The 22,755-nt window shown below is 74.4% G+C and carries 19 protein-coding genes; 5 read left to right on the top strand and 14 right to left on the bottom strand.

The window, feature by feature from the left end; genetic code table 11:
* Positions 1 to 2: 2 nt before the first annotated feature.
* The 8 genes from PO879_RS10430 to PO879_RS10465 all read right to left on the bottom strand — a co-directional run bounded on the left by PO879_RS10430 (position 3) and on the right by PO879_RS10465 (position 11,403).
* On the bottom strand, positions 3 to 698 hold the full coding sequence (locus tag PO879_RS10430; RefSeq protein WP_278234836.1) for a DUF4194 domain-containing protein: 696 nt from the start codon (positions 696 to 698) through the stop codon (positions 3 to 5).
* Positions 691 to 2,253 (bottom strand): DUF3375 domain-containing protein, encoded by a 1,563-nt coding sequence (locus PO879_RS10435; protein WP_278234837.1) that lies wholly within the window; start codon positions 2,251 to 2,253, stop codon positions 691 to 693. Before PO879_RS10435 ends, PO879_RS10430 begins: the two co-directional genes overlap by 8 nt.
* Positions 2,254 to 2,350: 97 nt before the next feature.
* Positions 2,351 to 5,344, bottom strand: coding sequence for a leucine--tRNA ligase (leuS, locus tag PO879_RS10440; RefSeq protein WP_278234838.1), 2,994 nt, complete (start codon positions 5,342 to 5,344; stop codon positions 2,351 to 2,353).
* Positions 5,345 to 5,439: 95 nt separating this feature from the next.
* The gene (locus PO879_RS10445; RefSeq protein ID WP_278234839.1) at positions 5,440 to 6,066 is read right to left on the bottom strand and encodes a vitamin K epoxide reductase family protein; all 627 of its coding nucleotides are present in this window, start codon (positions 6,064 to 6,066) and stop codon (positions 5,440 to 5,442) included.
* Positions 6,063 to 7,286, bottom strand: coding sequence for an MFS transporter (locus PO879_RS10450; protein ID WP_278234840.1), 1,224 nt, complete (start codon positions 7,284 to 7,286; stop codon positions 6,063 to 6,065). The genes PO879_RS10445 and PO879_RS10450 overlap by 4 nt, the downstream gene beginning before the upstream one ends.
* Before the next feature lie 73 nt (positions 7,287 to 7,359).
* Positions 7,360 to 8,058: a metal-dependent transcriptional regulator gene (locus PO879_RS10455; protein WP_278234841.1), complete on the bottom strand. Its 699-nt coding sequence runs from the start codon at positions 8,056 to 8,058 to the stop codon at positions 7,360 to 7,362.
* Positions 8,059 to 8,079: 21 nt separating this feature from the next.
* Positions 8,080 to 9,789, bottom strand: coding sequence for a metallophosphoesterase (locus PO879_RS10460; protein WP_278234842.1), 1,710 nt, complete (start codon positions 9,787 to 9,789; stop codon positions 8,080 to 8,082).
* A gap of 57 nt (positions 9,790 to 9,846) precedes the next feature.
* Positions 9,847 to 11,403: an MFS transporter gene (locus PO879_RS10465; RefSeq protein ID WP_278234843.1), complete on the bottom strand. Its 1,557-nt coding sequence runs from the start codon at positions 11,401 to 11,403 to the stop codon at positions 9,847 to 9,849.
* Between the two features lie 133 nt (positions 11,404 to 11,536).
* Here PO879_RS10465 and PO879_RS10470 point away from each other — a divergent pair, with 133 nt between their 5' ends.
* Positions 11,537 to 12,037, top strand: coding sequence for a TetR/AcrR family transcriptional regulator (locus PO879_RS10470; protein ID WP_278234844.1), 501 nt, complete (start codon positions 11,537 to 11,539; stop codon positions 12,035 to 12,037).
* A gap of 46 nt (positions 12,038 to 12,083) precedes the next feature.
* On the opposite strand, the gene PO879_RS10475 is transcribed toward PO879_RS10470, so the two are convergent.
* The 3 genes from PO879_RS10475 to PO879_RS10485 form a co-directional block, all read right to left on the bottom strand.
* A complete protein-coding gene (locus PO879_RS10475; RefSeq protein ID WP_278234845.1) occupies positions 12,084 to 12,875 on the bottom strand; it encodes a Ku protein in 792 nt (263 codons plus the stop codon).
* Between the two features lie 39 nt (positions 12,876 to 12,914).
* Positions 12,915 to 13,136 (bottom strand): hypothetical protein, encoded by a 222-nt coding sequence (locus PO879_RS10480; RefSeq protein WP_278234846.1) that lies wholly within the window; start codon positions 13,134 to 13,136, stop codon positions 12,915 to 12,917.
* A 71-nt stretch (positions 13,137 to 13,207) separates the two neighbouring features.
* Positions 13,208 to 14,083 (bottom strand): SGNH/GDSL hydrolase family protein, encoded by an 876-nt coding sequence (locus tag PO879_RS10485; RefSeq protein WP_278234847.1) that lies wholly within the window; start codon positions 14,081 to 14,083, stop codon positions 13,208 to 13,210.
* Between the two features lie 129 nt (positions 14,084 to 14,212).
* Here PO879_RS10485 and PO879_RS10490 point away from each other — a divergent pair, with 129 nt between their 5' ends.
* Positions 14,213 to 16,675, top strand: coding sequence for an ATP-dependent DNA ligase (locus PO879_RS10490; RefSeq protein WP_278234848.1), 2,463 nt, complete (start codon positions 14,213 to 14,215; stop codon positions 16,673 to 16,675).
* 3 nt (positions 16,676 to 16,678) lie between these two features.
* Here the strand turns inward: PO879_RS10490 and PO879_RS10495 are convergent, their stop codons facing one another.
* Positions 16,679 to 17,383 carry a class F sortase gene (locus tag PO879_RS10495; protein ID WP_278234849.1) on the bottom strand — a complete coding sequence of 235 codons (705 nt, stop codon included), beginning with the start codon at positions 17,381 to 17,383 and terminating at the stop codon, positions 16,679 to 16,681.
* Entirely contained in the window at positions 17,383 to 18,168 is a 786-nt protein-coding gene (locus PO879_RS10500; protein WP_278234850.1) for a hypothetical protein, read from the bottom strand. The genes PO879_RS10495 and PO879_RS10500 overlap by 1 nt, the downstream gene beginning before the upstream one ends.
* 141 nt (positions 18,169 to 18,309) lie before the next feature.
* Here PO879_RS10500 and PO879_RS10505 point away from each other — a divergent pair, with 141 nt between their 5' ends.
* Positions 18,310 to 19,233: an NADP-dependent oxidoreductase gene (locus PO879_RS10505; RefSeq protein WP_278234851.1), complete on the top strand. Its 924-nt coding sequence runs from the start codon at positions 18,310 to 18,312 to the stop codon at positions 19,231 to 19,233.
* A gap of 67 nt (positions 19,234 to 19,300) precedes the next feature.
* On the opposite strand, the gene PO879_RS10510 is transcribed toward PO879_RS10505, so the two are convergent.
* A complete protein-coding gene (locus PO879_RS10510; RefSeq protein WP_278234852.1) occupies positions 19,301 to 20,140 on the bottom strand; it encodes a siderophore-interacting protein in 840 nt (279 codons plus the stop codon).
* Positions 20,141 to 20,214: 74 nt separating this feature from the next.
* Here PO879_RS10510 and PO879_RS10515 point away from each other — a divergent pair, with 74 nt between their 5' ends.
* Entirely contained in the window at positions 20,215 to 21,099 is an 885-nt protein-coding gene (locus tag PO879_RS10515) for a DUF2599 domain-containing protein (RefSeq protein WP_278234853.1), read from the top strand.
* A 121-nt stretch (positions 21,100 to 21,220) separates the two neighbouring features.
* Positions 21,221 to 22,753: an HNH endonuclease signature motif containing protein gene (locus PO879_RS10520; RefSeq protein WP_278234854.1), complete on the top strand. Its 1,533-nt coding sequence runs from the start codon at positions 21,221 to 21,223 to the stop codon at positions 22,751 to 22,753.
* Positions 22,754 to 22,755: the final 2 nt, after the last annotated feature.

Genomic DNA, 22,755 nt, shown 5'->3' on the forward strand with positions numbered 1-22,755 from the left:
GGTCACGCGATCTCCTGCGTCTCGTCGGGACGGTGGTCGGTGCCCGCGTCGGCACCGTCGGCGGCACCGGTGCCTGTGCCGCGCAACCACGCGGTGAGCTCGCGCAGCCGGTCCACGGGCAGCAGGATCTCCACCACCGCGCCCACGCGGTACCGCCCCGTGGCGACCTCCTCGAGCACTCGCTCGCGCACCAGCGCGGCGACGGCGTTCTCGATCTCGCGGTGCCGGGCGGCCAGGTTCGTCTCGTCGTGGGCGAGGAACCCGAGGGCGTAGTCGGTCATCTCCTCGGCGTCCACGTAGGCGGCGGGGTGCCCGGCACCCTGCTCCTGGTGGTACCGGTTGCGCACGTAGAGCATGAGCAGCGTCTCGACCCGCTTGAACGGCTCGTCGCGCAGCAGCACCGGGATCGCGAGCCCGTCGGACCGGACCTGGCGCTTGTAGGCGATCTCGTAGTCGCGGTCCACCACGAGCTCGACGAACAGGTCGTGCAGCCGCGAGGACAGCACCTGCTGGTGGGCCAGGAGCGCCGTCCACTCGGCCGGGTGCTCCGCGGCGGACAGGTAGCGACGCTGCATCACGAGCGCCAGCACGCGACGGGCCTCGAACGGCAGCACGCCGCTGTCGCCGGCGAACAGCGCGGCGTCGTCGTCCTCGATCGCGGCGGTCTCGACGAAGGTGCCCTCGCCGGCGTCAGTCATCGGTCCTCCTGATCGGGGTGCGGGGCAGCACGAAGTCGCGGGTGGTGCCGTCGGCGCGGGTGGCGGTGACCCGCTCCAGCCCGTCGGCGGGCACGTCCCCGGTGCGGGGGGCCTCCGGTGGCGACGCGGCCGCGGCGTCGTCGGCACCGGGGCGGCCGCCGTCGACGGCCAGGTCCAGGTAGCCGAGCAGCTCCACCGGCCGGCGCAGCGCCGCCGGGCCGTCGGAGAAGACCGCCCCGACGGTGCTCGGCGCCGTCAGCCCGGCCAGCCGCGCCGCGAGGTCCTGGTGGCTGGGGCCGCCCATCGCCCGCAGCTCGTCGATCGCCCCGTCCGGGTCGTCGGTGTCCTCGGGCGCCCACGGGTCGAGCTGCTCGGGCGGTGTCTCGGGACGCAGGTCGTGCAGGGTGGTGCGCAGCCGGCCCGGCACGGCACGCTCGAACCAGCGCAGCGGCTCGACCCGGGCCGCCCGGCCGCTGGCCGGGAACCAGTCCGCCATCGCCGCGGTCGCCTCGCGCAGGGCGCTGTCGACCTCGCGGTCGCGCAGTGGGTTGTGGTGGCGGATCTGCGCGGTCACGGTCCGCGAGACGCGGGCCTGCGCGGCGAGCACGACCTCGATGGCCGTGACCAGCTGCGACCGCAGCCCCTGCAGCGCGTTCCGCTGCGCCACCGGCAGGTCCACGGCGAACGGGTGCTCGAGGATCTCGCGCACGCGCTGCTCCAGGGAGTCCAGGAGCTCGGGATCGCCGAGGAGCTCCATCGCCCCGGCGAACGCCCGGCCCTCGGTGGTGCTGTCGAGCAGGTTCTCCGAGGCGTCGAGGTACTCCGCGACCACCACGCCGGTGGACCGGTCGTCCTGACGCAGGCGGGTCACCAGGTCGCGCTGCAGGACGGTCAGCGACTCCGCCACGCGGGCGAAGTCGGCGGGCAGCTCGCGCACGAGGAACAGCAGGTGGTCGTACTGCTCGCCCAGGCGCTCCTCGGCGACGGGCTCCACCTCTCCCCCGGCCTCGAGGCGCGCGAGCTCGCCCTGCGCCTCGTCGATCCGCGCGCGCAGCCGCCGCATGCGGGCCTCGCGGTCCGGGTAGGCGTCCCGGGCGAGGTCGTCGAGCGCGACGAGCAGCGTCCGGATCCGGGACTCGCTGACCAGGCCCCGGCCGCCCTGGGTGCGCGCGACGACGTCGAGGGCCTCGGTGGCGTAGCTGGAGAGCTGGTACCGCTCGGCGCCGCCGTCGTCCAGGGACCGCACGAGCCAGCGCTCGCGCACCCACCGGGTGCACAGCACGCGCGCGGGCTCGTCCGGCACCCGGGGTGCGCCGGACGCCGCCGGCGCACCGCCGTCGTCCCGGGCGGCACGGAAGCCGTCCAGCAGGTCGTCCACCTCGACGTGCAGCTGCTCGGTGGCGACCGTCGGGCGGTCCGGGGTGAACACGCAGCGCAGCACGGCGACCACCAGGGGCGCCTCGGCCTTGTGCAGCAGCCCGAGCGTGGGGGCCGCGAAGGCGCGCTCGATCCCGGCGAGCGCCCCGGCCAGGCGGGAGCCAGGTGTCGACGCCACCTCAGACGCCGGGCCTGTCGCGCCGTCCGAGCCTGCAGTTCCGCGCCCGCCGCGTGCCTCGCTGCGCTCGGCCCCCTGCCTCTGCTGCACCTCCGGCTCAGACGACGACATTCACCAGCTTCGGCGCCCGGACGATCACCTTGCGGATCTCGGCGCCGTCGATCGCCCGCATCACGTTCGGCTCGGCCAGGGCCGCCGCCGTCAGGTCGTCGTCGGAGATGTCGGGCGACACCTCGACGCGCCCGCGCACCTTGCCCTTGACCTGCACGACGCAGGTCACCGTCTCGGCGACCAGGTACTCGTCGCGGGCCTCGGGGAACGGCTCGCGCGCCAGCGACGCGGTGTGCCCGAGGCGCTCCCACAGCTCCTCGGCGATGTGCGGCGCGATGGGCGCGACCATGAGCACCAGCGGCTCGACGGCGGCACGCGGCACGCGGTCCAGGGCCGTCAGGTGGTTGTTGTAGGTGATGAGCTTGGCGATCGCCGTGTTGGGCCGCATGCCCTCCATCTCGGCGCGCACGTCCGCGATGGTGCGGTGCAGCGCCTTGAGGGTGTCCGGCGCGGGCTCGTCCTCGGTGACCACCGGCGACCCGTCGGTCTCGTCGACGACGTTGCGCCACAGCCGCTGCAGGAACCGCTGCGAGCCGACGACGTCCCGCGTGTTCCACGGCCGGGACAGGTCCAACGGGCCCATCGCCATCTCGTACACCCGGAAGGTGTCGGCGCCGTACTCGGCGTACATGTCGTCGGGGGTGACGACGTTCTTCAGCGACTTGCCCATCTTGCCGTACTCGCGCTCGACGGCCTGGCCCTGGTAGGTCCACCCGGCCTGCTCGTCACCCTGGACGTCGGCGGCGGGCACGTAGGCACCGCGATCGTCGGTGAAGGCGTAGGCCTGGATGTAGCCCTGGTTGAACAGCTTGCCGAACGGTTCGCGGGAGCTGACGTGCCCCAGGTCGTGCAGGACCTTGTGCCAGAACCGCGCGTACAGCAGGTGCAGCACGGCGTGCTCGACGCCGCCGACGTACAGGTCGACGCCGCCGGCCGGCCCGGAGGTGTCGTTGTGCCGGGGGCCCATCCAGTACCGCTCCAGCGCCGGGTCGACCACGGGCCGCTCGCCGTCGCCCTGGTCGTCGGTGCCCCAGGTGGGGTCCAGGTAGCGCAGGTAGTACCAGCACGACCCGGCCCAGTTGGGCATGGTGTTGGTGTCGCGGCGGTACTGCTGCGGGCCGTCGCCCAGGTCCAGGGTGACGTGCACCCAGTCGTCGTTGCGGCCCAGCGGCGCCTCCGGCTCGGAGTCGCGGTCGTCCGGGTCGAAGGTGCGCGGCGCGTAGTCCGGCACCTCGGGCAGGTCCACGGGCAGGCGGTCACCGGGGATGGCGACGGCGCGGTCCTCGGCGTCCCAGAGGATCGGGAACGGCTCGCCCCAGTACCGCTGGCGGCTGAACAGCCAGTCGTTGAGGCGGTAGGTGGTCGTGCCCCGGCCGGCGCCCTTCTCCTCGAGCCAGGCGATGATCCGCGCCTTGGCCTCGGCCACGCCGAGACCGTCCAGGGAGATCTCGTCGTTCGACGAGCGCACGGTGACGCCGTCGCCGGTCCACGCGCCCTCGTGCCCCTCGGGCAGCCCGCCGGCCGGCTCGACGGTGTGCACGATCGGCAGCTCGAAGGCCTCGGCGAAGGCGTGGTCGCGGTCGTCGCCGCCGGGCACGGCCATGATCGCGCCGGTGCCGTAGCCCATCAGCACGTAGTCCGCCGTGAAGACGGGGACGGTCTCGCCGTTGACCGGGTTGACCGCCAGGTGACCGGTGAACACGCCGGTCTTCTTGCCGGCGTCGGCCTGCCGCTCGACGGCGGTCTTGGCGGCCGCCTCGCGACGGTAGGCGGCCACGGCCTCCACCGGGGAGGAGTGCCCGCCGGTCCAGACCGCGCGGGTGCCGTCGGGCCAGCCGGCCGGGACCTCGTCCAGCAGCGGGTGCTCCGGGGAGACCACCATGAAGGTCGCGCCGAACAACGTGTCGGGCCGGGTGGTGAACACCTCGATGGCGGCGCCCGCGCCGGCGGCGTCGGCGTCCGCGTCACCCGCACCGACGACGTGGAAGGTCACGTTGGCGCCGGTCGAGCGGCCGATCCAGTTGCGCTGCATCGCCTTGACCTTGTCGGGCCACTCGATGAGCTCCAGGTCGTCGACCAGGCGGTCCGCGTAGGCGGTGATCCGCATCTTCCACTGGCGCAGGTTCTTGGTGAACACCGGGAAGTTGCCGCGCTCGGAGCGTCCCTCGGCGGTGACCTCCTCGTTGGCCAGCACGGTGCCCAGGCCGGGGCACCAGTTCACCGGGGAGGAGTCGACGTAGGCCAGGCGCTGGGCGTCCAGGACGTCGCGCTGCTCGGGCTCGCTCAGCGTGGACCACACGGCGCCGCCGGTGTTGTCGCCGTCGTGCCCGGGCACGGGCCGGGTCCCGGCCGCCAGCTCCGCGCGCAGCTCGGAGATCCGGCGGGCTCGGCCGCGCTGCGTGCCGCCGTCGACCGGCTCGGCGTCGGCGTCGTACCAGGAGTCGAAGATCTCCAGGAAGATCCACTGCGTCCAGCGCACGTAGTCGTCGTCGATGGTGGCGAAGCTGCGGCGCGGATCGTGCCCCAGCCCCATCCGGCGCAGCTGGCGGCGGTAGGTGACCATGTTGCGCTCGGTCACCAGGCGGGGGTGCTCGCCGGTCTGCACGGCGTACTGCTCGGCGGGCAGGCCGAAGGCGTCGAAGCCCATGGCGTGCAGCACGTTGTCGCCGCACATCATGCGGAAGCGGCCGACGACGTCGGTGGCGATGAACCCGAGCGGGTGCCCCACGTGCAGCCCCGCCCCCGAGGGGTACGGGAACATGTCCATGATGAAGAAGGGCCGTCCGGCCGGCTCGGCCCCGTCGGGACCGGTGAGCTCGCCGGTGGGGTTCGCGGCGTGGAACGTGCCGCGCTCCTCCCACCGGTCCTGCCAGCGCAGCTCGATCTCCTGCGCGAGGGCCGGGGTGTACCGGTGCTCGGGCTCGTCGGGGCGCTGCGGGGCGGCGGACAGGTCAGTGGTGTCGGCGTTGGGCGTGCTCACCCGGGCGAGTCTACCGGCCGGGACGCTCGGGCCCCGTCCGGTTTCTCACGGTCCGGGCGACGGCCGCCGGGCTGCCCGCGGGCCGACGGAGCCCCTCAGAAGGAGGCGACGAGCGGCGACCCGACGGCGAGGAGCAGCCAGGCGACCGCCACGACGTAGCCGATGACGAGGATCACGCCGCGGTAGCCCAGGACGAGGCGACGCAGCCCCTCCCCGACGCGCAGGTGCCCCTCCTGCACGGTGTGCACGACCTGGTACCACAGCAGCGGCCACATGATCGTCCACACGACCATGCAGGCCGGGCAGAGGGCGACGAGCACGGAGAAGCTCGTCCACATCAGGAAGAAGACCAGGAGCTGACCGAGCACCGTCCCGCCGAGCAGCCACAGGTGGTACCACCGCGGCAGCCGCGCCCCGGCGAGCAGCACGACCCCGCTGGTGATCACCACGGGGAAGGCGGCCACACCGATGAACGGGTTGGGGAAGCCGAGCAGCGCCCCCTGCCAGGACTCCATGGCGATGCCGCAGTCGAGGAACAGGTTGATCGAGCAGGACGTGACCCGGTCGGGGTCCTGGAGCTTGAGGATCCTCTCGACGGCCAGCCACATCGCGCCGCCGAAGCCGACGGCGCCGAGCACGACGAGCAGTGTGCCGTAGGTGCGGTCCGCCAGCGGGCGGGGCTGTGCGACGGCCGGTGCGCCGTCGACGGTTGTCTCGGTCACGGGGTGACGGTATCGCACCCCTCGGCCGCCGGCGCCGGCCGGGTCGTGCGCAGGGACACGAGCACGATCAGCAGACCCACCACCGTCAGGCCCAGCCCGGCCCAGGCCGGGGCGACGTACCCCCAGCCACCGGCGATGACGAGCCCGCCGACGAAGGCGCCGCCGGCGTTGCCCACGTTCAGCGCCGAGTGGCACAGTGCCGCGCCGAGGGACTGGGCCCGCGGGGAGAGGTCCATCAGACGCGTCTGCATCGCGATCCCGAGCACCTGCGAGGTGACCCCGAGGAGGAACAGGCCCAGCACGGCCCCCACCGCGCTGGTCGCGGTCAGGGCGAACAGCACGAGGGACAGGCCGGTGGCGACGTAGCCGCCGAGCAGGGTGCCCAGCACGGACCGGTCGGCGAGCCGGCCGCCGAGCAGCGTGCCGACGGTCATCCCCACGCCCATGACGGCGAGCACCCACGGCACGGCGCTCTCGCTCATGCCGGACACCCGCGTGACCGTGGGCGCGACGTAGGTGTAGACGGCGAACAGCCCGCCGAACCCGATCGCACCGCCGACGAACGCGACCCACAGCGGACCGTTGGCGAGCGTCCCCAGCTCCTGGCGGACGCTGGTCGGCACCGGCCCCTGCTCGGGCACGAAGCGCCACAGCCCGAGCAGCGTGATGCCGCCCAGCACGCCGATCAGCACGAACGCGACGCGCCAGCCGAAAGCCTGCCCGACGGCGGTCGAGAGCGGGACGCCGACCACGTTGGCCACGGTCAGTCCCGTCATCATCATCGCCACGGCGTGACCGCGCCTCCCGGGGCCGGCGACCGCCGCCCCGACGGCGGCCCCGACGCCGAAGAAGGCGCCGTGCGGCAGCCCGGCGAGGAACCGGCCGGCGACCAGCCACTCGATGCTCGGCGCGGCGGCGGAGAGGACGTTCGCCACCGTGTAGGCGCCCATGAGCACCAGCAGGAGCCGACGCCGGGACATCCGGGCGGCGGCCACGGTCAGCAGCGGCGCGCCGGCGACGACGCCGACGGCGTAGGCGGTGATCGCGTGGCCGACGACGGGGTCGCTCGCCTGCAGGTCCGCACCGATCTGGGGCAGCAGCCCCATCGTGGCGAACTCGGTGGTGCCGATGGTGAAGCCGCCGAGGGCCAGGGCGAACAGGGCTTGTCCGGCACCGAGGGCCGGGCGTCCCGTGGTGGGTCGGGGTGGCGCGACGGTCACGTTCACGTCCTCTCGAAACGATTCGACGGCGCCACGCAGCTCACGTGGGCACGTCGTCGGGGATGCCCCCACCCTACGCGCGGACCACCCGCACGCGCGAGGCCGCGAGGTGGCCCAGGTCGACGGCCACGGCACCGGCGGGCCCGGTCCAGGTCAGGGAGAGCGTACCGGCGTAGTCGCGACGCTCCACGACGGTCACCTCCACGTCGAGCTCGAGACCCAGGTCCGCGAGGTAGCGCAGCGCGTCGGGGTCGGCGTCGGAGATCCGCGCCACGACGCCCCGCTCCCCCTCGGCCAGGTCCTCGAGCGGGACCGCGTCGGGGCGGACCACCCGGCCGTCCGCCGTGGGGATGGGGTCGCCGTGCGGGTCGCGGACGGGGTGCCCCAGCCGGGCGTCGATGCGCTCGACGAGCAGGTCCGAGACCGCGTGCTCGAGCACCTCGGCCTCGTCGTGCACCTCGTCCCAGCCGTAGCCGAGCTCACGCACCAGCCAGGTCTCGAGCAGCCGGTGTCGACGCACCATGGTCAGGGCGTGCCGACGGCCCTCGTCGGTGAGCCAGACCCCGCTGTACGGCTCGTGCCCGAGCAGGCCCTGCGCCGTCAGCCGGCGCACCGTCTCCGACACCGTGGACGGCCCGACGCCCAGGCGGTCGGCGAGCAGGCCGGTGGTGACCCGTTCGTCGCTCCACTCCTGCGCCGACCAGATCGCCTTGAGGTAGTCCTGCGCCACCGGGGTCAGATCGGCCGGCCGGGTGGTGTCGGTGTCGTTCACACCCGAAGCCTACGTGGTGGGTCAGGGCGCGAGCGGCCCCTCGGGGCTCGGCGAGGGGGACGGTTCCTGGGTGCTCCCGCCGTCCGGCGGGTCCTCGAGCTCCAGCGGGGTCGCGACGGGCGACGCCTCGGGGCTCGGGGTGACCGGGGCGGCCTCCGGCGCCGCCGTCGGCTCGAGCTGCCCGACCGCCGGCACGACCTCGGGCACCGGCTCGCGGTCGTGCACCGTGGCCTGACCGGCCGGGTTCACGGAGACGACCTGGACGTCCAGCACCCGGCCGTCCTCGGGGTCGAACCGCAGCAGCGTCATCTCGGCGGTCCCGCGCAACGGGCCGACGGTCGCCTGCCCGGAGGCCGCCCCGGCCGTGCTGGCCGACACGTAGCGGATCCCCTGGCCGACCTGCACGGGCCCGGCCCGCCGGTGGGTGTGCCCCGAGACCTGGAAAGGCACGCAGCCGGACTCCAGCGCGGGGTCCCCGACCACGGGAGTGTGCACCAGCAGCAGGTCGACGTCGCCCTCCGTGCAGGCCGTTGCGGCCAGCTCGGCGGCCTGCTCGGCCGGGGTGCGCTCGCGCGCCACGGTCGTGCCCTCGCCGATCCGGGTCTCCAGGACGTCCCGGTCGCCGAGGATGCGCACCCCGGACGCCTCGACGACGGACCCGTCGAGCACCACCTGACCGTGCGCGGCCTCCTGGGCGGAGGTCAGCACCGAGTCGTGGTTGCCGTCGGCGACGATCATGGGCACGTCGTCGGGCACGGCGGCCGCGAAGGAGTCCACGCACGCCTTCTCGACGGCTGTGCCGTTCATCGTCGTGTCCCCGGCGTTGAGCATCACGTCCGTGCCGGACAGCTCCGCGGTCGACCGGATCAGCGGCGACATGCCGGTGTTGCAGTGCAGGTCGGAGACCACGAGCATCGTCACCGCGTCCTCGGGCACCGGAGAGGCCGCCCCGAGGTTGGTCCGCACGGCGTCACGGATCTCCCAGGCGCGCCACGCGTCGTGCAGGTCGTCGTCCGCCGCGGCGTAGAACGCCTCGTTCTCCTCGTACAGCTCCAGGAGCTGGCCCCCGTAGGTGTCGACCACGGACGCCAGGCGCCCGGTGATGCGCGCTCCTTCCAGCGCGGTCCCCGCGAACACCTCGGACGCCGGGCGCCCGGCCCGCGGCGGCGTCACGTCGGCGGCGACCAGGGTCGACCCGACGACCCCGACCACGACGGCCCCGGCAGTGAGCTGCCAGGTGCGCGGGGCCAGCGTCGCGGAGAGCTCGTCGCGACGCCGGGGCCCGAGCAGCAGCCGCACGCCCCAGGCCGCGAGCGCCACCACGACGAGGGCCCCCACGGTCCGGCGCGCCGCCGAGGCGACCAGGGCCCAGGTGACGGCATCGAAGGTGATCTGGGGGCTGTCGTAGAACTGGAGGTAGCGGTCGAGGTCGCCGACCAGCTTGTCCAGCGTCGAGGCGTCGTCGACCGCGGTCAGGTCGGCGGGGATCTCCTGGACGGTGACGTCCACGCCGAGGCCGAGCGGGAGCGGCGAGTCGATCTCGAGGGTGCCCAGCGGACCGAGGTCGGTGACCACGAGGCCGTCGGTGTCGACCTCGTAGACGGCCTCGTGCGGGCCGAGGTTGAGCTCGGCGGACGCGGTCGTCACGCCGTACACGACGCAGGCGACCACGGCCGCGGTGACCACGAGGGTCCAGCGCAGCCAGCGGGGCGGGGTACGGCGTTCGGTCATCGTGTCCCCATCCTGACACCCTGCGGCGACTGTCCCGCACACCGCCGTCCGGGGACGTCAGGAGGTCGCGCGGCGCAGCGTGGTCAGCGCGATCGCGGCGGCGCCGAGCACCGCGACGAACCCGATGACGGAGGTCGTCACCACACCGCTGCCGAACGCCGCGTGCGCAGAGCCGAGCAGCGCGCTCGCCTGGTCGGCGGGCAGGTCGGCGGCGACGTTGGTCGCCCCGCCGAGGGTCTCGGCCGCGCGGGCCGCCTCGGCCGGCGTGACGCCGTCGGGCACCCGGACGGCCGCGTGGTACGACGCCGTGAGGATGCCGCCGAGCACCGCGGTGCCCAGGACCGCCCCGACCTCGTACGCGGTCTCGGAGATGGCCGAGGCCGCACCCGCCTTCGCCGCCGGCACGGTGGAGACGATGAGGTCGTTGGAGATGGTCTCGGCCATCCCGACCCCGAGCGCGAGCACGACGAAGGCGACGGCGATCCACCCGGCCTCGCCCCGCCCGGCCACGAGGGCGGTGACGAGGTAGCCGGTGGCCGACACGCAGAGCCCGGCGGCCACGATGACCGCGGGCCGGACACGACGGACGATCCGCACGACCGACAGCCCCGCGACGACCGTGGTGATCGTGCCCGGCACCAGGACGAGACCGGCCTGCACCGGGGAGAGCCCGATGACGAGCTGCAGGTCCTGGGAGACGAAGAACAGGAAGCCGACGAGCGCGAACACCGACAGCAGGTTGACCAGCACGCTGCCGGTGAAGGCGGCGTGCGTGAACAGCCGGACGTCGAGCATCGGGTCGGGCCGGCCCAGCTGACGACGGACGAACACCGCCCCGATCCCGAGGCCGACGGTGAGCTCGGCGAGCCCCAGCAGGTCACCCTTGGCGAGCGTCTTGATGCCGAGGACCACGGCCAGCATGGCCGCCATGACGAGGACGACGGAGAGCGGGTCGACCCGTCCCGGCGCGGGGTCGCGGGACTCCGGGACGAAGATCGGGGCGAGGATTCCGAGCAGCACGAGCACAGGGACGGCCAGAAGGAACACCGACCCCCACCAGAAGTGCTCCAGCAGCACGCCGCCGACGATCGGCCCGACGGCGGAGCCGGCCGCGAAGGCGGAGGCGAAGACGGCGATGGCGAGGCGTCGCTCGGCGCGGTCGGTGAAGACGTTGCGCAGCAGCGACAGGGCCGACGGCATGAGCATGGCCCCGAAGAAGCCGAGGGCGGCGCGGGCGACCACGAGCGCACCGGCGCTGGGCGCGAAGGCCGCGAGGGCGGACACGGCCGCGAAGCCGACGGCGCCGGTCAGCAGCAGGCGACGCCGTCCGACGCGGTCGGCGACCGAGCCCATCGGGACCAGGAGCCCGGCGAGCACCAGCGAGTAGGCGTCGACGATCCAGAGGAGCTGGGTGCCGCCGGGTTCCAGCGCCGCGGAGATCTGCGGCAGCGCGAAGCTGAGCACCGTGTTGTCGATGGACACCAGGAGCACCGGCAGCATGAGCACGGCGAGGGCGATCCACCGCCGGACCGGGGACGTCACGGTCGCGCCGGGAGCCGGCGCCGGGGTGGGGTTCGTCGTCGAGGAAGCCGGTGCCGTGAGGATCTGAGCCATGGGGAGGCCTTTCACAGCACACGACGGCCAGGGCGACGCGTCGCGTCGGACTTCTGCACCGTCTAGTCGGTACAGTAACCTTTCCGCCGGTAGGGTGCAACCATGCCTCCCCCCACCCGCAGCACGCGCCAAGGTGCTCCAGGCGTTCACCGACCTGCTCGTCACCTCCGGCGAACGGTCGGCCACCCTCGACGCGGTCGCCGACCACGCCGGCGTCTCCAAGGGCGGGCTGCTGTACCACTTCGGCTCCAAGGACGCCCTCGTCGACGGGCTCGTGGAACACCTGACCGCGCTCATCGCCGCCGACGTCGCCGCGATGCGGGCCGACCCCGAAGGCCCGGTGCACTACCTGCTCCGTACGTCGTCGGACGTCGGCAACGAGTTCGACCGCACCTATCTCGCGGTGGCCGAGCTCGCCCGCGGCGCCTACCCCCGCGCCCGCAGCGCGCTCGACGCCGCCGAGCAGGCGTGGACGGACACCGTGGCCGAGCAGGTGGGCGACGACGCCCTCGCGCGGACCGTCGTGCTGCTGTCGGACGGCATCTACCACCGCGCCTCGCTGGGCGCGGCTCCCCCGCCCCTGGAGGAGCTGCTCGCCCTGGTGGAGCGTCTGCGGCGACCTGCCGCGTCCTGACCGGGACCGCCGGCCCGGGCGTGCGCCGTCGGCCGGTCCTGCGCCGTCAGCCGGTCTTGCGCTGGGCGGCCACCGACCGCCGCAACGCCTCCATGAGGTCGACGACCTCGGCGCCCTCGCCCTCCGGCTGCTCGCCGAACGTCTCGGCCGCGTCCATCGTGTCGCCCTTCTCGATCTTCGCGTCGATGAGCTGCCGCAGCTGGGCCTGGTACTCGTCGGTGTACTCCTCGGGCGCGAAGTCCGCCTCGTAGGCGGACACCAGCTGGGCGGACATCGCCAGCTCCTTGTCGCTCACCGAGGTCGACCCGTCCAGCGCCGGGAACTCCGCGGCGCGGATCTCGTCGGCCCACAGCAGCGTCTGCAGCGTCAGGACCTCGTCCCGCACCCGCAGCGCCGCCAGCCGGGTGCGCTGGCGCAGCGCGAACTTCACGATGGCGGTGCGGTCGGTCTCCTCCAGGGTGCGCCGCAGCAGCACGTACGCCTTGGGGCTCGTCGAGTCCGGCTCCAGGTAGTACGTCCGGTCGAGGAGGATCGGGTCGACCTGGTCGCTCGGCACGAACTCGACGACCTCGATCTCCCGGTTCGACTCCGCCGGCAGGGCCGCGAAGTCCTCCCGCGTCAGCACCACCACGTGCTCGCCGTCGTCGTAGGCCTTGTCGATGTGCTCGTACGGGACCGTCTCGCCGCACACCTCGCACACGCGCCGGTAGCGGATCCGTCCGCCGTCGGCGTCGTGCACCTGGTGCAGCGACACGTCGTGGTCTTCGGTGGCGCTGTAGATCTTCACCGGGACGTTCACCAGACCGAACGTCACGGCGCCCTTCCAGATCGCCCTCATCACCCCATGGTCACGCGGGCGGTCACCGGACGCGACCGGTCAGCCGAGCAGCCCCAGCAGGCCGACCACGCCCACCAGCACGCCCAGGAGCAGGGACACCCCCACGAGCACGGCGTGCACCGTGTAGAAGCGGGTCGGGCGGCCGGCGTCGTCGCGGGACCGCGGGTCCTTGGTCACGCGTCGCCAGAACTGCGGCCACACCACGAGGTTCCACACGGCGGCGACGAGCAGGACGACGGACCAGGCGACGGGGATCTCCACGGCGCCGAGTATCGCACTCCCGGCGCGCGGGCGGCGCGCCCGTCGGCACGCCGCCCGCGGCCCCTCGCGGCTCAGCTCCCGAGCGTCGCCAGGACGGCGTCGGCCATGCCGGCCTCGCCGCGGGCGTTCGGGTGCAGCGGCACCACCCCGGACCCCTCGAGCAGCGGCTCGACCCACCGCGTCCCGGCCCCGGAGCACGCGTCGCGCCCCTCGCTGACGACCGAGAGGTCGACGAACACCGCCCCGGTCTCCCGTGCGGCGCGCTCGAGCACGTCGTTCAGCGTGGCCTGCAGGTCGCGCAGGTAGGGCACGTCCCCGCGGGCGAAGGGCAGCTCGGGGTAGCACCCGACCTGGGGCGGGAGCAGCCACGGGTAGCCCACGACCACGACGTCGGCCCGCGGCGCCCGGCGCTGGACGTCGACGAGCGCCTGCCGCACGGCAGGATAGGTCCGCTGCTCGACCCGGTCGACGAAGTAGTCGCCGTAGACGTGCTCGCACGGGCTGCCGTACCCGCGGGTCAGGCCGCCCAGCGACCCGCACGCCAGGATCGCCCCGCTGAAGACGTCGTTGTCGTTCCCGCCGATGGTGACGGTCACCAGGTCCGTCTTCCTCGTGACCGCGTCGAGCTGGGCCGGCACCCGCCGGTACTGGCGGTCGTACAGGTCGGCCGTCTCGGCCCCGCCGCAGGTGACGTCGGTGAGGTCGGCACCGAGCGCGCCGGCGACGAGCTTCGGGTAGTTGCGCGTGGCCCGGAGGCACCGGGGCGGCGCCGACGGGTCGAGGGGCAGGATGCCGGAGCCGGCGGCGTACGAGTCCCCCAGGGCGACGTACTCGTCGGGGGGCGGAGCCGCCGTCGCCGCGGGGGCGGAGACCAGGGTCGCGAGGCCGACGGCCAGTGCCGTGACCCAGGCCGTGGGACCACGACGTGCCCGACGCGATGCGTTCATGGGACAGCTCCTTCGCCGTTCGTGCCGCAGATGCTCGACACCGAGCACCGTGGAGAGTCTCGGACCGACGGACCGCACTCGCACGCCTTGCGCGCTGCGCGTCGCCCCGGGCACCGCCAGGATGGGCTCGTGAGCCCGCAGGCCCAGCGCGTCACGGTGGCGGGCCGCACCCTGTCGCTGACCAACCTCGACAAGGTGCTCTACCCCGCCACCGGCACCACGAAGGGCGAGGTGCTGCAGTACCTCGCCACGGTCGCCGACGTCCTGATCCCGCACGCGGCGCACCGACCCGCCACCCGCAAGCGCTGGCCCGACGGCGTCGAGGGACAGTCGTTCTTCCAGAAGAACCTCGACGCCTCCACCCCCGACTGGGTGCCGCGGCACACCATCCGCCACCGGCACTCCGTCAACGACTACGTCCTCGTCGACGACCTGGCCACGCTCACCTGGCTCGGTCAGACGGCGACCCTGGAGATCCACGTGCCGCAGTGGCGGTTCGGGCGCACCGGCGACCCGCTGCCGCCGGACCGGATGGTGCTCGACCTCGACCCGGGCCCCGGGGTCGGGCTGCCCGAGTGCGCGCAGGTCGCCCGCTGGGCCAGAGAGATCGTCGCCGGGATGGGTCTCGACCTGCTGCCGGTGACCAGCGGGTCCAAGGGACTGCACCTGTACGCGCCGCTGACGGGCCCGCACGGGACGCTCACCAGCGACGACGTCTCCGCCGTCGCCAAGGAGCTCGCCCAGCACCTCGCCACGGAGCACCCCGGCCACGTCGTGGCCGAGATGAAGCGGTCGCTGCGGACCGGCAAGGTGTTCGTCGACTGGTCGCAGAACAACGGCTCCAAGACCACGATCACCCCCTACTCCCTGCGGGGACGCGCGCAGCCGACGGTCGCCGCCCCGCGCACGTGGGACGAGCTCGAGGACCCCGACCTCCGCCAGCTCGACCACGCCGAGGTCCTCGAGCGGATCGGCCGCGACGGCGACCTGCTCGCCCCGCTGCTGGCCGGCCACCTGGACCGCCTGGAGCCCACGTCGGAGCACCTGGCGACCTTCGACCGGCTGGAGACCTACCGCGCCAAGCGCGACCCGGGACGCACCCCCGAGCCGTTCTCCTCGGGCGCTGCACGCCCGGCCGACGCGGCGCCGCGGTTCGTGATCCAGGAGCACCACGCCCGCCGGCTGCACTGGGACTTCCGGCTTGAGCACGAGGGCGTCCTGGTCAGCTGGGCGCTACCGAAGGGCGAGCCCGCCGACCCCGACCAGAACCACCTCGCCGTGCAGACCGAGGACCACCCGCTGGCCTACGGCGACTTCGAGGGCACGATCCCGGCCGGGGAGTACGGCGGCGGCGAGGTGACGATCTGGGACACCGGCACCTACGACCTCGAGAAGTGGCGCGAGGGCGCCGAGGTCATCGTCACGCTGCACAGCGAGCGCCGAGGGTCGCGGCGGCTCGCCCTGATCCGGACGGGAGGGCGCGGCGGTGACGACCAGCGGTCGTGGCTGATCCACCGCACCAAGGCCCAGCCCGGCGAGGCTGCCGTCGCGGGACCCACGCCGGCTCCGACAGATCCCGCCCGGGCGCCCCGCCCCATGCTCGCCACCAGCGCTCCCCCGGCCGAGCTGGCCCGGCTCGACCCGGCCGACTGGGCGTTCGAGGTCAAGTGGGACGGGTTCCGCGCGATCGCGGAGGTCCTGCCACCCGACGATGCTGCCGGCAGAGCCGGGGTCCGGCTCACGTCCCGCTCGGGTCGCGACCTCACGCCGACGTTCCCCGAGCTGCAGGCGCTGGGCGAGATGGTGCCGGCCGAGGAGCTGCCTCTCGTGCTCGACGGGGAGATCGTCGCCCTGGACGGGGACGCGCGGCCGAGCTTCCGCCGGTTGCAGCAGCGGGCCAACCTCGCCGCACCCCGCGACGTGGAGCGTGCCCGCCGACGGGTCGGCGTCGACCTCGTCCTCTTCGACGTGCTGCGAACCGCCGGCGTCGACCTGACCGACCACCCCTACACGGAGCGGCGTGCCGCGCTGGATCGGCTGGTGTCGCCACGGCCCCCGGTGCACGTGCCGGCGGGGCTGGAGGGCACGGCCGAGGAGGCGATGGCCGAGTCCCGCCGGCTCGGGCTCGAGGGCGTGGTCGCCAAGCGCCGGCGGGCCGGGTACGCGGCGGGCCGCCGCTCGCGCGACTGGCTCAAGATCAAGCACGCCCCCACCCAGGAGGCGGTGGTGATCGGCTGGCGTCCGCTGCGGACCGGGACGCCGACCGAGGACCCTCGCTCGGCGGGAGGGCTGCTGCTCGCGCTGCCGTCCGGTGACGGCTGGCGGTACGTGGGGCGGGTCGGCACCGGGTTCTCCGACCGGGTGCGGCGCGAGGTGGTCACGCGGCTCGCCCCGCACGAGCAGTCCGCACCGGCGACCGACGACGTCCCGGCGGCCGACGCCGTCGGCGCCCGGTGGGTGGCCCCCGCCGAGGTCGTCGAGGTCCAGCACGCCGGCTGGACCGGCGACGTCCCCGGCGAGGGCAGCCTGCGGCACGCCGTGTGGCGCGGCTTCCGGCCGGACTCGGCGCCCGACCGGGTGCGCGTGGAGTGAACCTCACACCTCGCGGGCGTACACCACGGTGTTGTCGACGTAGTGGCCCCAGTCCGCGTCCCAGGCACCGCCGCAGGTGATGACCCGCAGCTCCGGGCCGTCGGTGTTGGCGTAGACCGCGCGCGTGGGGAACTCCCGCTTCGGGTACTGCTCGACGCGGTCGACGACGAAGGTCGCGGTCGACCCGTCGCGCCGGTCGACGTGGATCTCCTGGCCCGGCTGCATCTCCGAGAGGCGGTAGAACACGGACGCCCCGTTCGGGCTGTCGACGTGCCCCTCGATGACGGCCGGGCCGTCCTCGCCGGGCCGCGGCGACCCGTCGAACCAGGCCGCACGGTCGATGTCGTCCCCGGCGGGCACCTCGATCGTGCCGTCGTCGTTCAGCCCCAGGTGCAGCAGGTCGGAGTCGACGTCGATGGCCGGGATCCGGACCTGCTCGGGCAAGGCCGCACGCTCCTGCTGCTCCGACGTCTGCTCCGGCGCCGCCGAGGCCGTCGGCGCCTCCGACGTCGGCGCGCCGGAGGGTGTCGGGGCCGGGGCCGCCGAGGGGGCGGGGAGGGCCCCGCCGGCCGGGCCGCTCGGGCTCGGCGCCGCGGCCGGGACCTCGCCCGGCCCGGTGTCCTGGTCGCCGAGCCCGACGGCGACCGCCGTCCCGCCGCCGAGCACCAGCCCGGCGGCGAGGACGACGGCCACGCGTCGGCGCCGCATCAGGACTCCTGCGTGCCGCGACGGCGGGCGAGCAGCCCGGCGCCGACGCCCGCACCGGCGAGCAGCGCGACGCCACCGGCCGTGATCAGGGCGCCCGGCTCGGCGCCCGCGGTGCTGCCGGTACCGGTCTGCACGCCACCGGCGGGCATCTCGTCCATCTGCGCGGCGTCGAGGATGCCGCACAGGGCCGGGTCCGTGGCCTCGGCGGGCAGCGACGGGTCGAGGTCCGACTCGGTGTCGCCGTCGTAGGCACCGCTGCCGTCGTAGTCCACACCGTGGACCACGAGCGCGACGTCACCGGCGAGGATGTTGTCGGCGAGGTCCTCGGAGACCTCGATCTCGCCGCGCTGGTAGTCGATGCTGCCGCCCTCGGCCGTGTCGAAGCGGTCCACGGCGAGCGCCGAGTCGCCGGACGTGTCGCCGGACGTGGTCAGCGAGAGCTGGACCGACCCGTAGGACGGCACACCCTCGGACGTGGTGATGGTGCCGGAACCGTCGGCGTCGTCGGCCTCGGTCGGGCACTGGTTGGCCGCGTCCGGGCCGAAGTGCAGGTGGGCGGCGTGCGGGCTGCCGGCGAGCAGCCCCGAGGCCGCGAACTCGACCGTGAGGGTCGTGCCCTCGACCCAGACCATCGCGTCGCCGCTGCCGTCCACCCCGTTGAGGGGCACCGGCGTGAGGTCGCCGGACGCGGTGCCGTCGGCCGCGGCGGCCGGACCGGTGACGGCCAGCAGGCCGGCGAGCGAGAGGGCGGGCGCGGCGAGCGCTGCGCGGGTACGTGCCTTCATGATCGTTCCCTTCGTCCCGAGCCGCGACGTTCGCGGCTCATCGAGGGTTCGGAGCACCGGCGGGGGCGGATGGGTCGGGATCGTGATCCGTCTCGCAACGCGTGCCGGAATGCCTGCCCGCGGCCCTCGGTTGCCCGGGGAATGCGAGCAATCACCTACGCGAAGTACGGCAGCGCCGACGTCCTGGAGCTCACGGAGCAGCCCGACCCCCACCCCGGCGCGGACGCCGTGGTCGTCCGCGTGAAGGCGGCCTCGGTCAACCCCGTGGACTGGAAGGTGCGCGAGGGCTACCTCGACGGGCTGCTCGACACCCAGTTCCCGGTGGTGCCGGGCTGGGACGTCGCCGGCGTCGTCGAGCAGGTCGGCCTGGACACCCCCGAGTACGCGGTGGGCGACGAGGTCTACGGCTACGTCCGCAAGGACTGGGTCCACGGCGGCACGTTCGCCGAGCTGGTCTCCGCTCCGGTGCGGACGCTCGCCCCCAAGCCGTCGACGCTGTCCTTCGAGGAGGCGGCCGCGGTGCCGCTGACGGGTCTGACGGCCCTGCAGTCGATCCGCCGCGCCGGGGTCTCCGCGGGGCAGACGGTCCTCGTGCACGCCGCGGCCGGCGGCGTCGGGTCGTTCGCCGTCCAGATCGCGAAGGCCCGCGGTGCGCGGGTGATCGGGACCGCGAGCGAGCCCAACCACGACTTCCTGCGCGCGCTCGGCGCCGAGCCGGTCACCTACGGGGACGGTCTCGCGGACCGCGTCCGGGCCCTGGCGCCCGAGGGCGTCGACGTGGCGCTGGACTTCGTCGGCGGCGACGCCGTGGCGGCGAGTGCGGCTGCCCTGGCCCCCGGCGGCACGATCGCCTCGATCGCGGATCCGGCGGCACGCGACGAGCACGGCGGGCTGTACGTCTGGGTCCGCCCCTCGACGGACGACCTGGCCGAGCTCGGCGCCCTGATCGACGAGGGCACCGTCTCCGTCGAGGTCGCGGAGGTCTACGACCTGGCCGACGCCGCGGCGGCGCACCGGGCCAGCGAGACCGGCCACGTGCGCGGCAAGATCGTCGTGCGGGTCTGACGCCCGCTCCGGCGCACACCGTCGGTCCCGTCCCCCGCGGACGGCACGATGCGGGCCGCGCCGCGACTCAGGTCGCGGCGCGGCCGTGTCGCCAGTAGCCGGCGAAGTGCACGTGCGACTTGGGCACGCCCCGGTCGTTGACCAGGTGACGTCGGGTCCCGGTCGCCAGGCCGGACTCCCCGACGACGAAGGCGTACACCGAGCCGGCCGGGAACCGGGCCCCGCGCACGACCTCGAGCGCCGCCTGCCCCGGCACGGCTGCCGGGTCGGCCCGGTCCCGCTCCACCCACAGCAGGTCCACGCCGTCCGGCACCCGCACCTCCTGCCGGTCGTCGGCCGTCGGGACCTCGACGATCGCCAGACCCCGCGCGTCCGCGGGCAGCGCCTCGCCGATGCCGGCGACGGCGGGCAGCCCGGTCTCGTCGGCGACGAGCAGCGTCCAGTCCGCGTCCTCGGGAGGGTCGTACCCGCAGCCCTGGTCGAGCATCCCGACGGTGTCGCCGGGACGCGCCGTGGCGGCGAAGGTCGTCGCCGGACCGCTGTGCTCGTCCGGGGTGCCGTCGTCGGACAGACCGTGCAGCACGAAGTCCACGTCGATCTCCGACAGCTCGGGCCGTGCGGCCCGGATGGTGTAGCTGCGTACCCACGGCCGGCGCGAGCGCGGCGTGGCGAGGTACTGCGCGTACCAGCCGAGGCTCGAGGTGCGGGTGGGCAGCTTCATCGCGTCCTGGCCGGGACGCGGCAGGAACAGCCGGAACCACTGGTCGGCGCCCAGGCACGTGAGACGGCTCAGCTGCTCCCCGCCGAGGGTCACCCGGACGAGGTGCGGCGAGATCTGCTTGGTGGCCACGACCGAGGCCACGAGCACGTGTGGTTCGACGGGCCGGCGCCCGGGGTTGCTGCTCATCGCGACCTAGGTTAGGCGAACCTCACTCGCCGTGGCCAGCCCCGTCCGCCCGCCGGAACCCGCACACTGGACGGGTGCAGCCCTCCCCCGCTCCCCGCGGATTCCTCACCCCGGCCTGTGGCGTCGCGGTGGCCGTGGGCCTCGTCGTCGTGCTGGGCGCCTGCGGCCCGGACGCCGATCCCGAGGGCGCCGCAGGAGGCGCCGCGAGCGAGCCCTCGCCACCGGCGACCACGTCCCCTACCACGGACCCGACGACCGCGATGCCCGGCACCCCGGCGCCGTCGGCACCGTCCGCTGCCGGGCAGCATCTCCGCGTCGCGGCGGGCGACGTCGTCGTGGACCTCGCCGGCGACTGGCCCGAGGACTCCGCCCCACGGGTCGCGGGCACGGGGGCGTCCCGGACCGTGTCGACCGGGACCGGCGCGCTCCCGCTGACGTTCTCCGTCGACGGCGGCGAGCTCGTCCGGCACGCGGACGGGAGCGTCAGCGTGCTCGACGCCGACGGCGGGTCCCCGGTCGGGGGGCTGACGCGGCCCGACGGCCCCGCCACGTTCCGGGACGTCGACCCGCAGCACCTGGAGCTCGTGGGCACTGCGGGCACTGCGGGCACCGACGACGACGGCGCGACGTCCGGCGACGGTGCACGCGAGGAGGTGGGCACGGCCCTCGGCACCGCGGGCGTCGTCGACGCCACCTGGGGCGAACGGGAGGGCGGCCGGTCGCTGGCCGTCGACGCGACGGACTGGGCCCGCTCGGCCGGGACCGCGGGCGTCGAGCTCGTCTGGGCGGAGCTGGTGGCCGCCGACCCGGAGGTCGACACGGCGACGATGCGCGACCAGCTCGTCTGCCACGCCCTGGGCGCCCCCGACAAGGCGACGTGGAACCTCGAGCCGTGGCGTCCCGACGTCGGGCTGGTCGCAGTGCTCGCGGCGCGCTGCAACCCCACCGACGAGGGCTGAGCCGGCGGCCGGCACGACCGGACGGCAGCGGCCCTGCGCCACCCCTCCTGACCGGGGAACGTGCAGCACGTCGACACATCCGCAATAGAACATCTGTTCTATTTCTGGTAGTCTACCTGGCATGACGCAGATGTCGGACCAGCCCTGGGGAGCATCACCCGACCAGATGCTCGCTGCGCTCCGACGCGCGACGCAGAGGGCCGTGGCGAGCCTCGATGCCGTCGGCTCTGCGGACGAGCACCCGGCAGATCTGGACGCGACGCTCGACGCCGTCGAAGCGGTACAGGCCGCCGTCAACACGCTCGAGGGGCTGCGGGCGGTGCTGGCCGACCGGCTCCGGCGGCAGGCGGACCGCTCCCCCGGCTCGCTCGTCGACACCGAGGACGCGATCGCCCGGCGGGCCGACGCCGGACGGCAGCGGGAGCTCGCGCTGCGTGCCGTCACGGCCGACCTCGCCACGTCCCTGCACGTCGGTGACGGCGCCGCCCGGCGCCTGCTGGACCACGCCACGACGCTGACCACCGTCGCGCCACGCACGGTACGCGCCGTCGTGGACGGCACGGTCTCCTGGCCGAAGGCCGAGATCCTCGCCCGGGAAATCGACGACCTGACCGTCGCGGAAGCGGCGCATGTCGAGGCGCGCGTGCTGCCGGTCGCCGCCACGTCGACGCCGGCTCAGCTCCGGTCGCGGGCTCGCCGCGCCCGGGAGGAGGCCCACCCGGTACCCGCCGACGTCCGCCACGCCGAGGAGACCTCGCGTCGCGAGGTCTGGCTCGATCCCGGGCGCGACGGCATGGCCTGGCTCACCGCGCACCTGCCGGCGCCGTTCGCCCACGCCGTCCACGACCGGCTGACCAGCACCGCGACTCGTCTCCGCTCGGAGGGCGACGACCGCAGCACGGGACAGCTGCGCGCCGACGTCCTGGCCGACCTGCTGCTCGACGACGGCACGCTCGACCGCGGTGTGCTCGGTGCCGACGATCTCGTCGGATCCGTCGGAGCGCCGCGTCCCGAGGAGGCGCCCGGGCCGTCCGCTGCCGGGACTCCCCCGGTGCGCCCTGTCGGCGCACTCGCCCCGATCGCCCGCGCGATCCGGCCACGGGTCCACCTCACCGTCCCGGTCCTGTCGTTGCTGGGCGTCGGCGACGCCCCGGCCAGCCTCGACGGCCGCACCCCGGTCGACGCCGAGACCGCCCGTGCGCTGTGCGCGCACGCCCCGTCGTTCCGACGCATCCTCACCGACCCCGAGACCGGCGCGGTGCTGTCGGTCGGCCGCTCCACATACCAGGCGCCCGCCGACCTCAAGGCGATGCTCGCCGAACGGGATGCCACCTGCCGGTTCCCCGGTTGCGTCCGCCCGGTGTCGGGCACCGATCTCGACCACACCGTGGCCTGGGCCGACGGCGGCACGACCGGTACCGACAACCTCGCCCACCTGTGCCGTCACCACCACGTGCTCAAGCACCAGACCCGGTGGAGGGTCCGCCAGCTCGGCGCCGGCCGGCTGCGATGGACCTCACCGACGGGGCGCGTCCACGAGACCGTTCCTCCCCTGCCGGAGACCACCCGGCACCGCGCACCGCCGACGCCGCCTGCACTGCCGGCCCCGTCGCGAGCGCACGAGACCGCCGACCTGGGCCCGCCTCCGTTCTGACG

Origin of the sequence: Isoptericola sp. AK164 (assembly GCF_029643425.1) — a bacterium.
Taxonomy (GTDB): domain Bacteria; phylum Actinomycetota; class Actinomycetes; order Actinomycetales; family Cellulomonadaceae; genus Isoptericola; species Isoptericola haloaureus.

Coding starts and splice junctions, on each gene's coding strand:
- PO879_RS10430 (WP_278234836.1), bottom strand. CDS start 698: ATGACTGACGCCGGCGAGGGCACCTTCGTCGAGACCGCCGCGATCGAG.
- PO879_RS10460 (WP_278234842.1), bottom strand. CDS start 9,789: ATGACCGAACGCCGTACCCCGCCCCGCTGGCTGCGCTGGACCCTCGTG.
- PO879_RS10465 (WP_278234843.1), bottom strand. CDS start 11,403: ATGGCTCAGATCCTCACGGCACCGGCTTCCTCGACGACGAACCCCACC.
- PO879_RS10475 (WP_278234845.1), bottom strand. CDS start 12,875: ATGAGGGCGATCTGGAAGGGCGCCGTGACGTTCGGTCTGGTGAACGTC.
- PO879_RS10485 (WP_278234847.1), bottom strand. CDS start 14,083: ATGAACGCATCGCGTCGGGCACGTCGTGGTCCCACGGCCTGGGTCACG.
- PO879_RS10495 (WP_278234849.1), bottom strand. CDS start 17,383: ATGCGGCGCCGACGCGTGGCCGTCGTCCTCGCCGCCGGGCTGGTGCTC.
- PO879_RS10500 (WP_278234850.1), bottom strand. CDS start 18,168: ATGAAGGCACGTACCCGCGCAGCGCTCGCCGCGCCCGCCCTCTCGCTC.
- PO879_RS10505 (WP_278234851.1), top strand. CDS start 18,310: ATGCGAGCAATCACCTACGCGAAGTACGGCAGCGCCGACGTCCTGGAG.
- PO879_RS10510 (WP_278234852.1), bottom strand. CDS start 20,140: ATGAGCAGCAACCCCGGGCGCCGGCCCGTCGAACCACACGTGCTCGTG.
- PO879_RS10520 (WP_278234854.1), top strand. CDS start 21,221: ATGACGCAGATGTCGGACCAGCCCTGGGGAGCATCACCCGACCAGATG.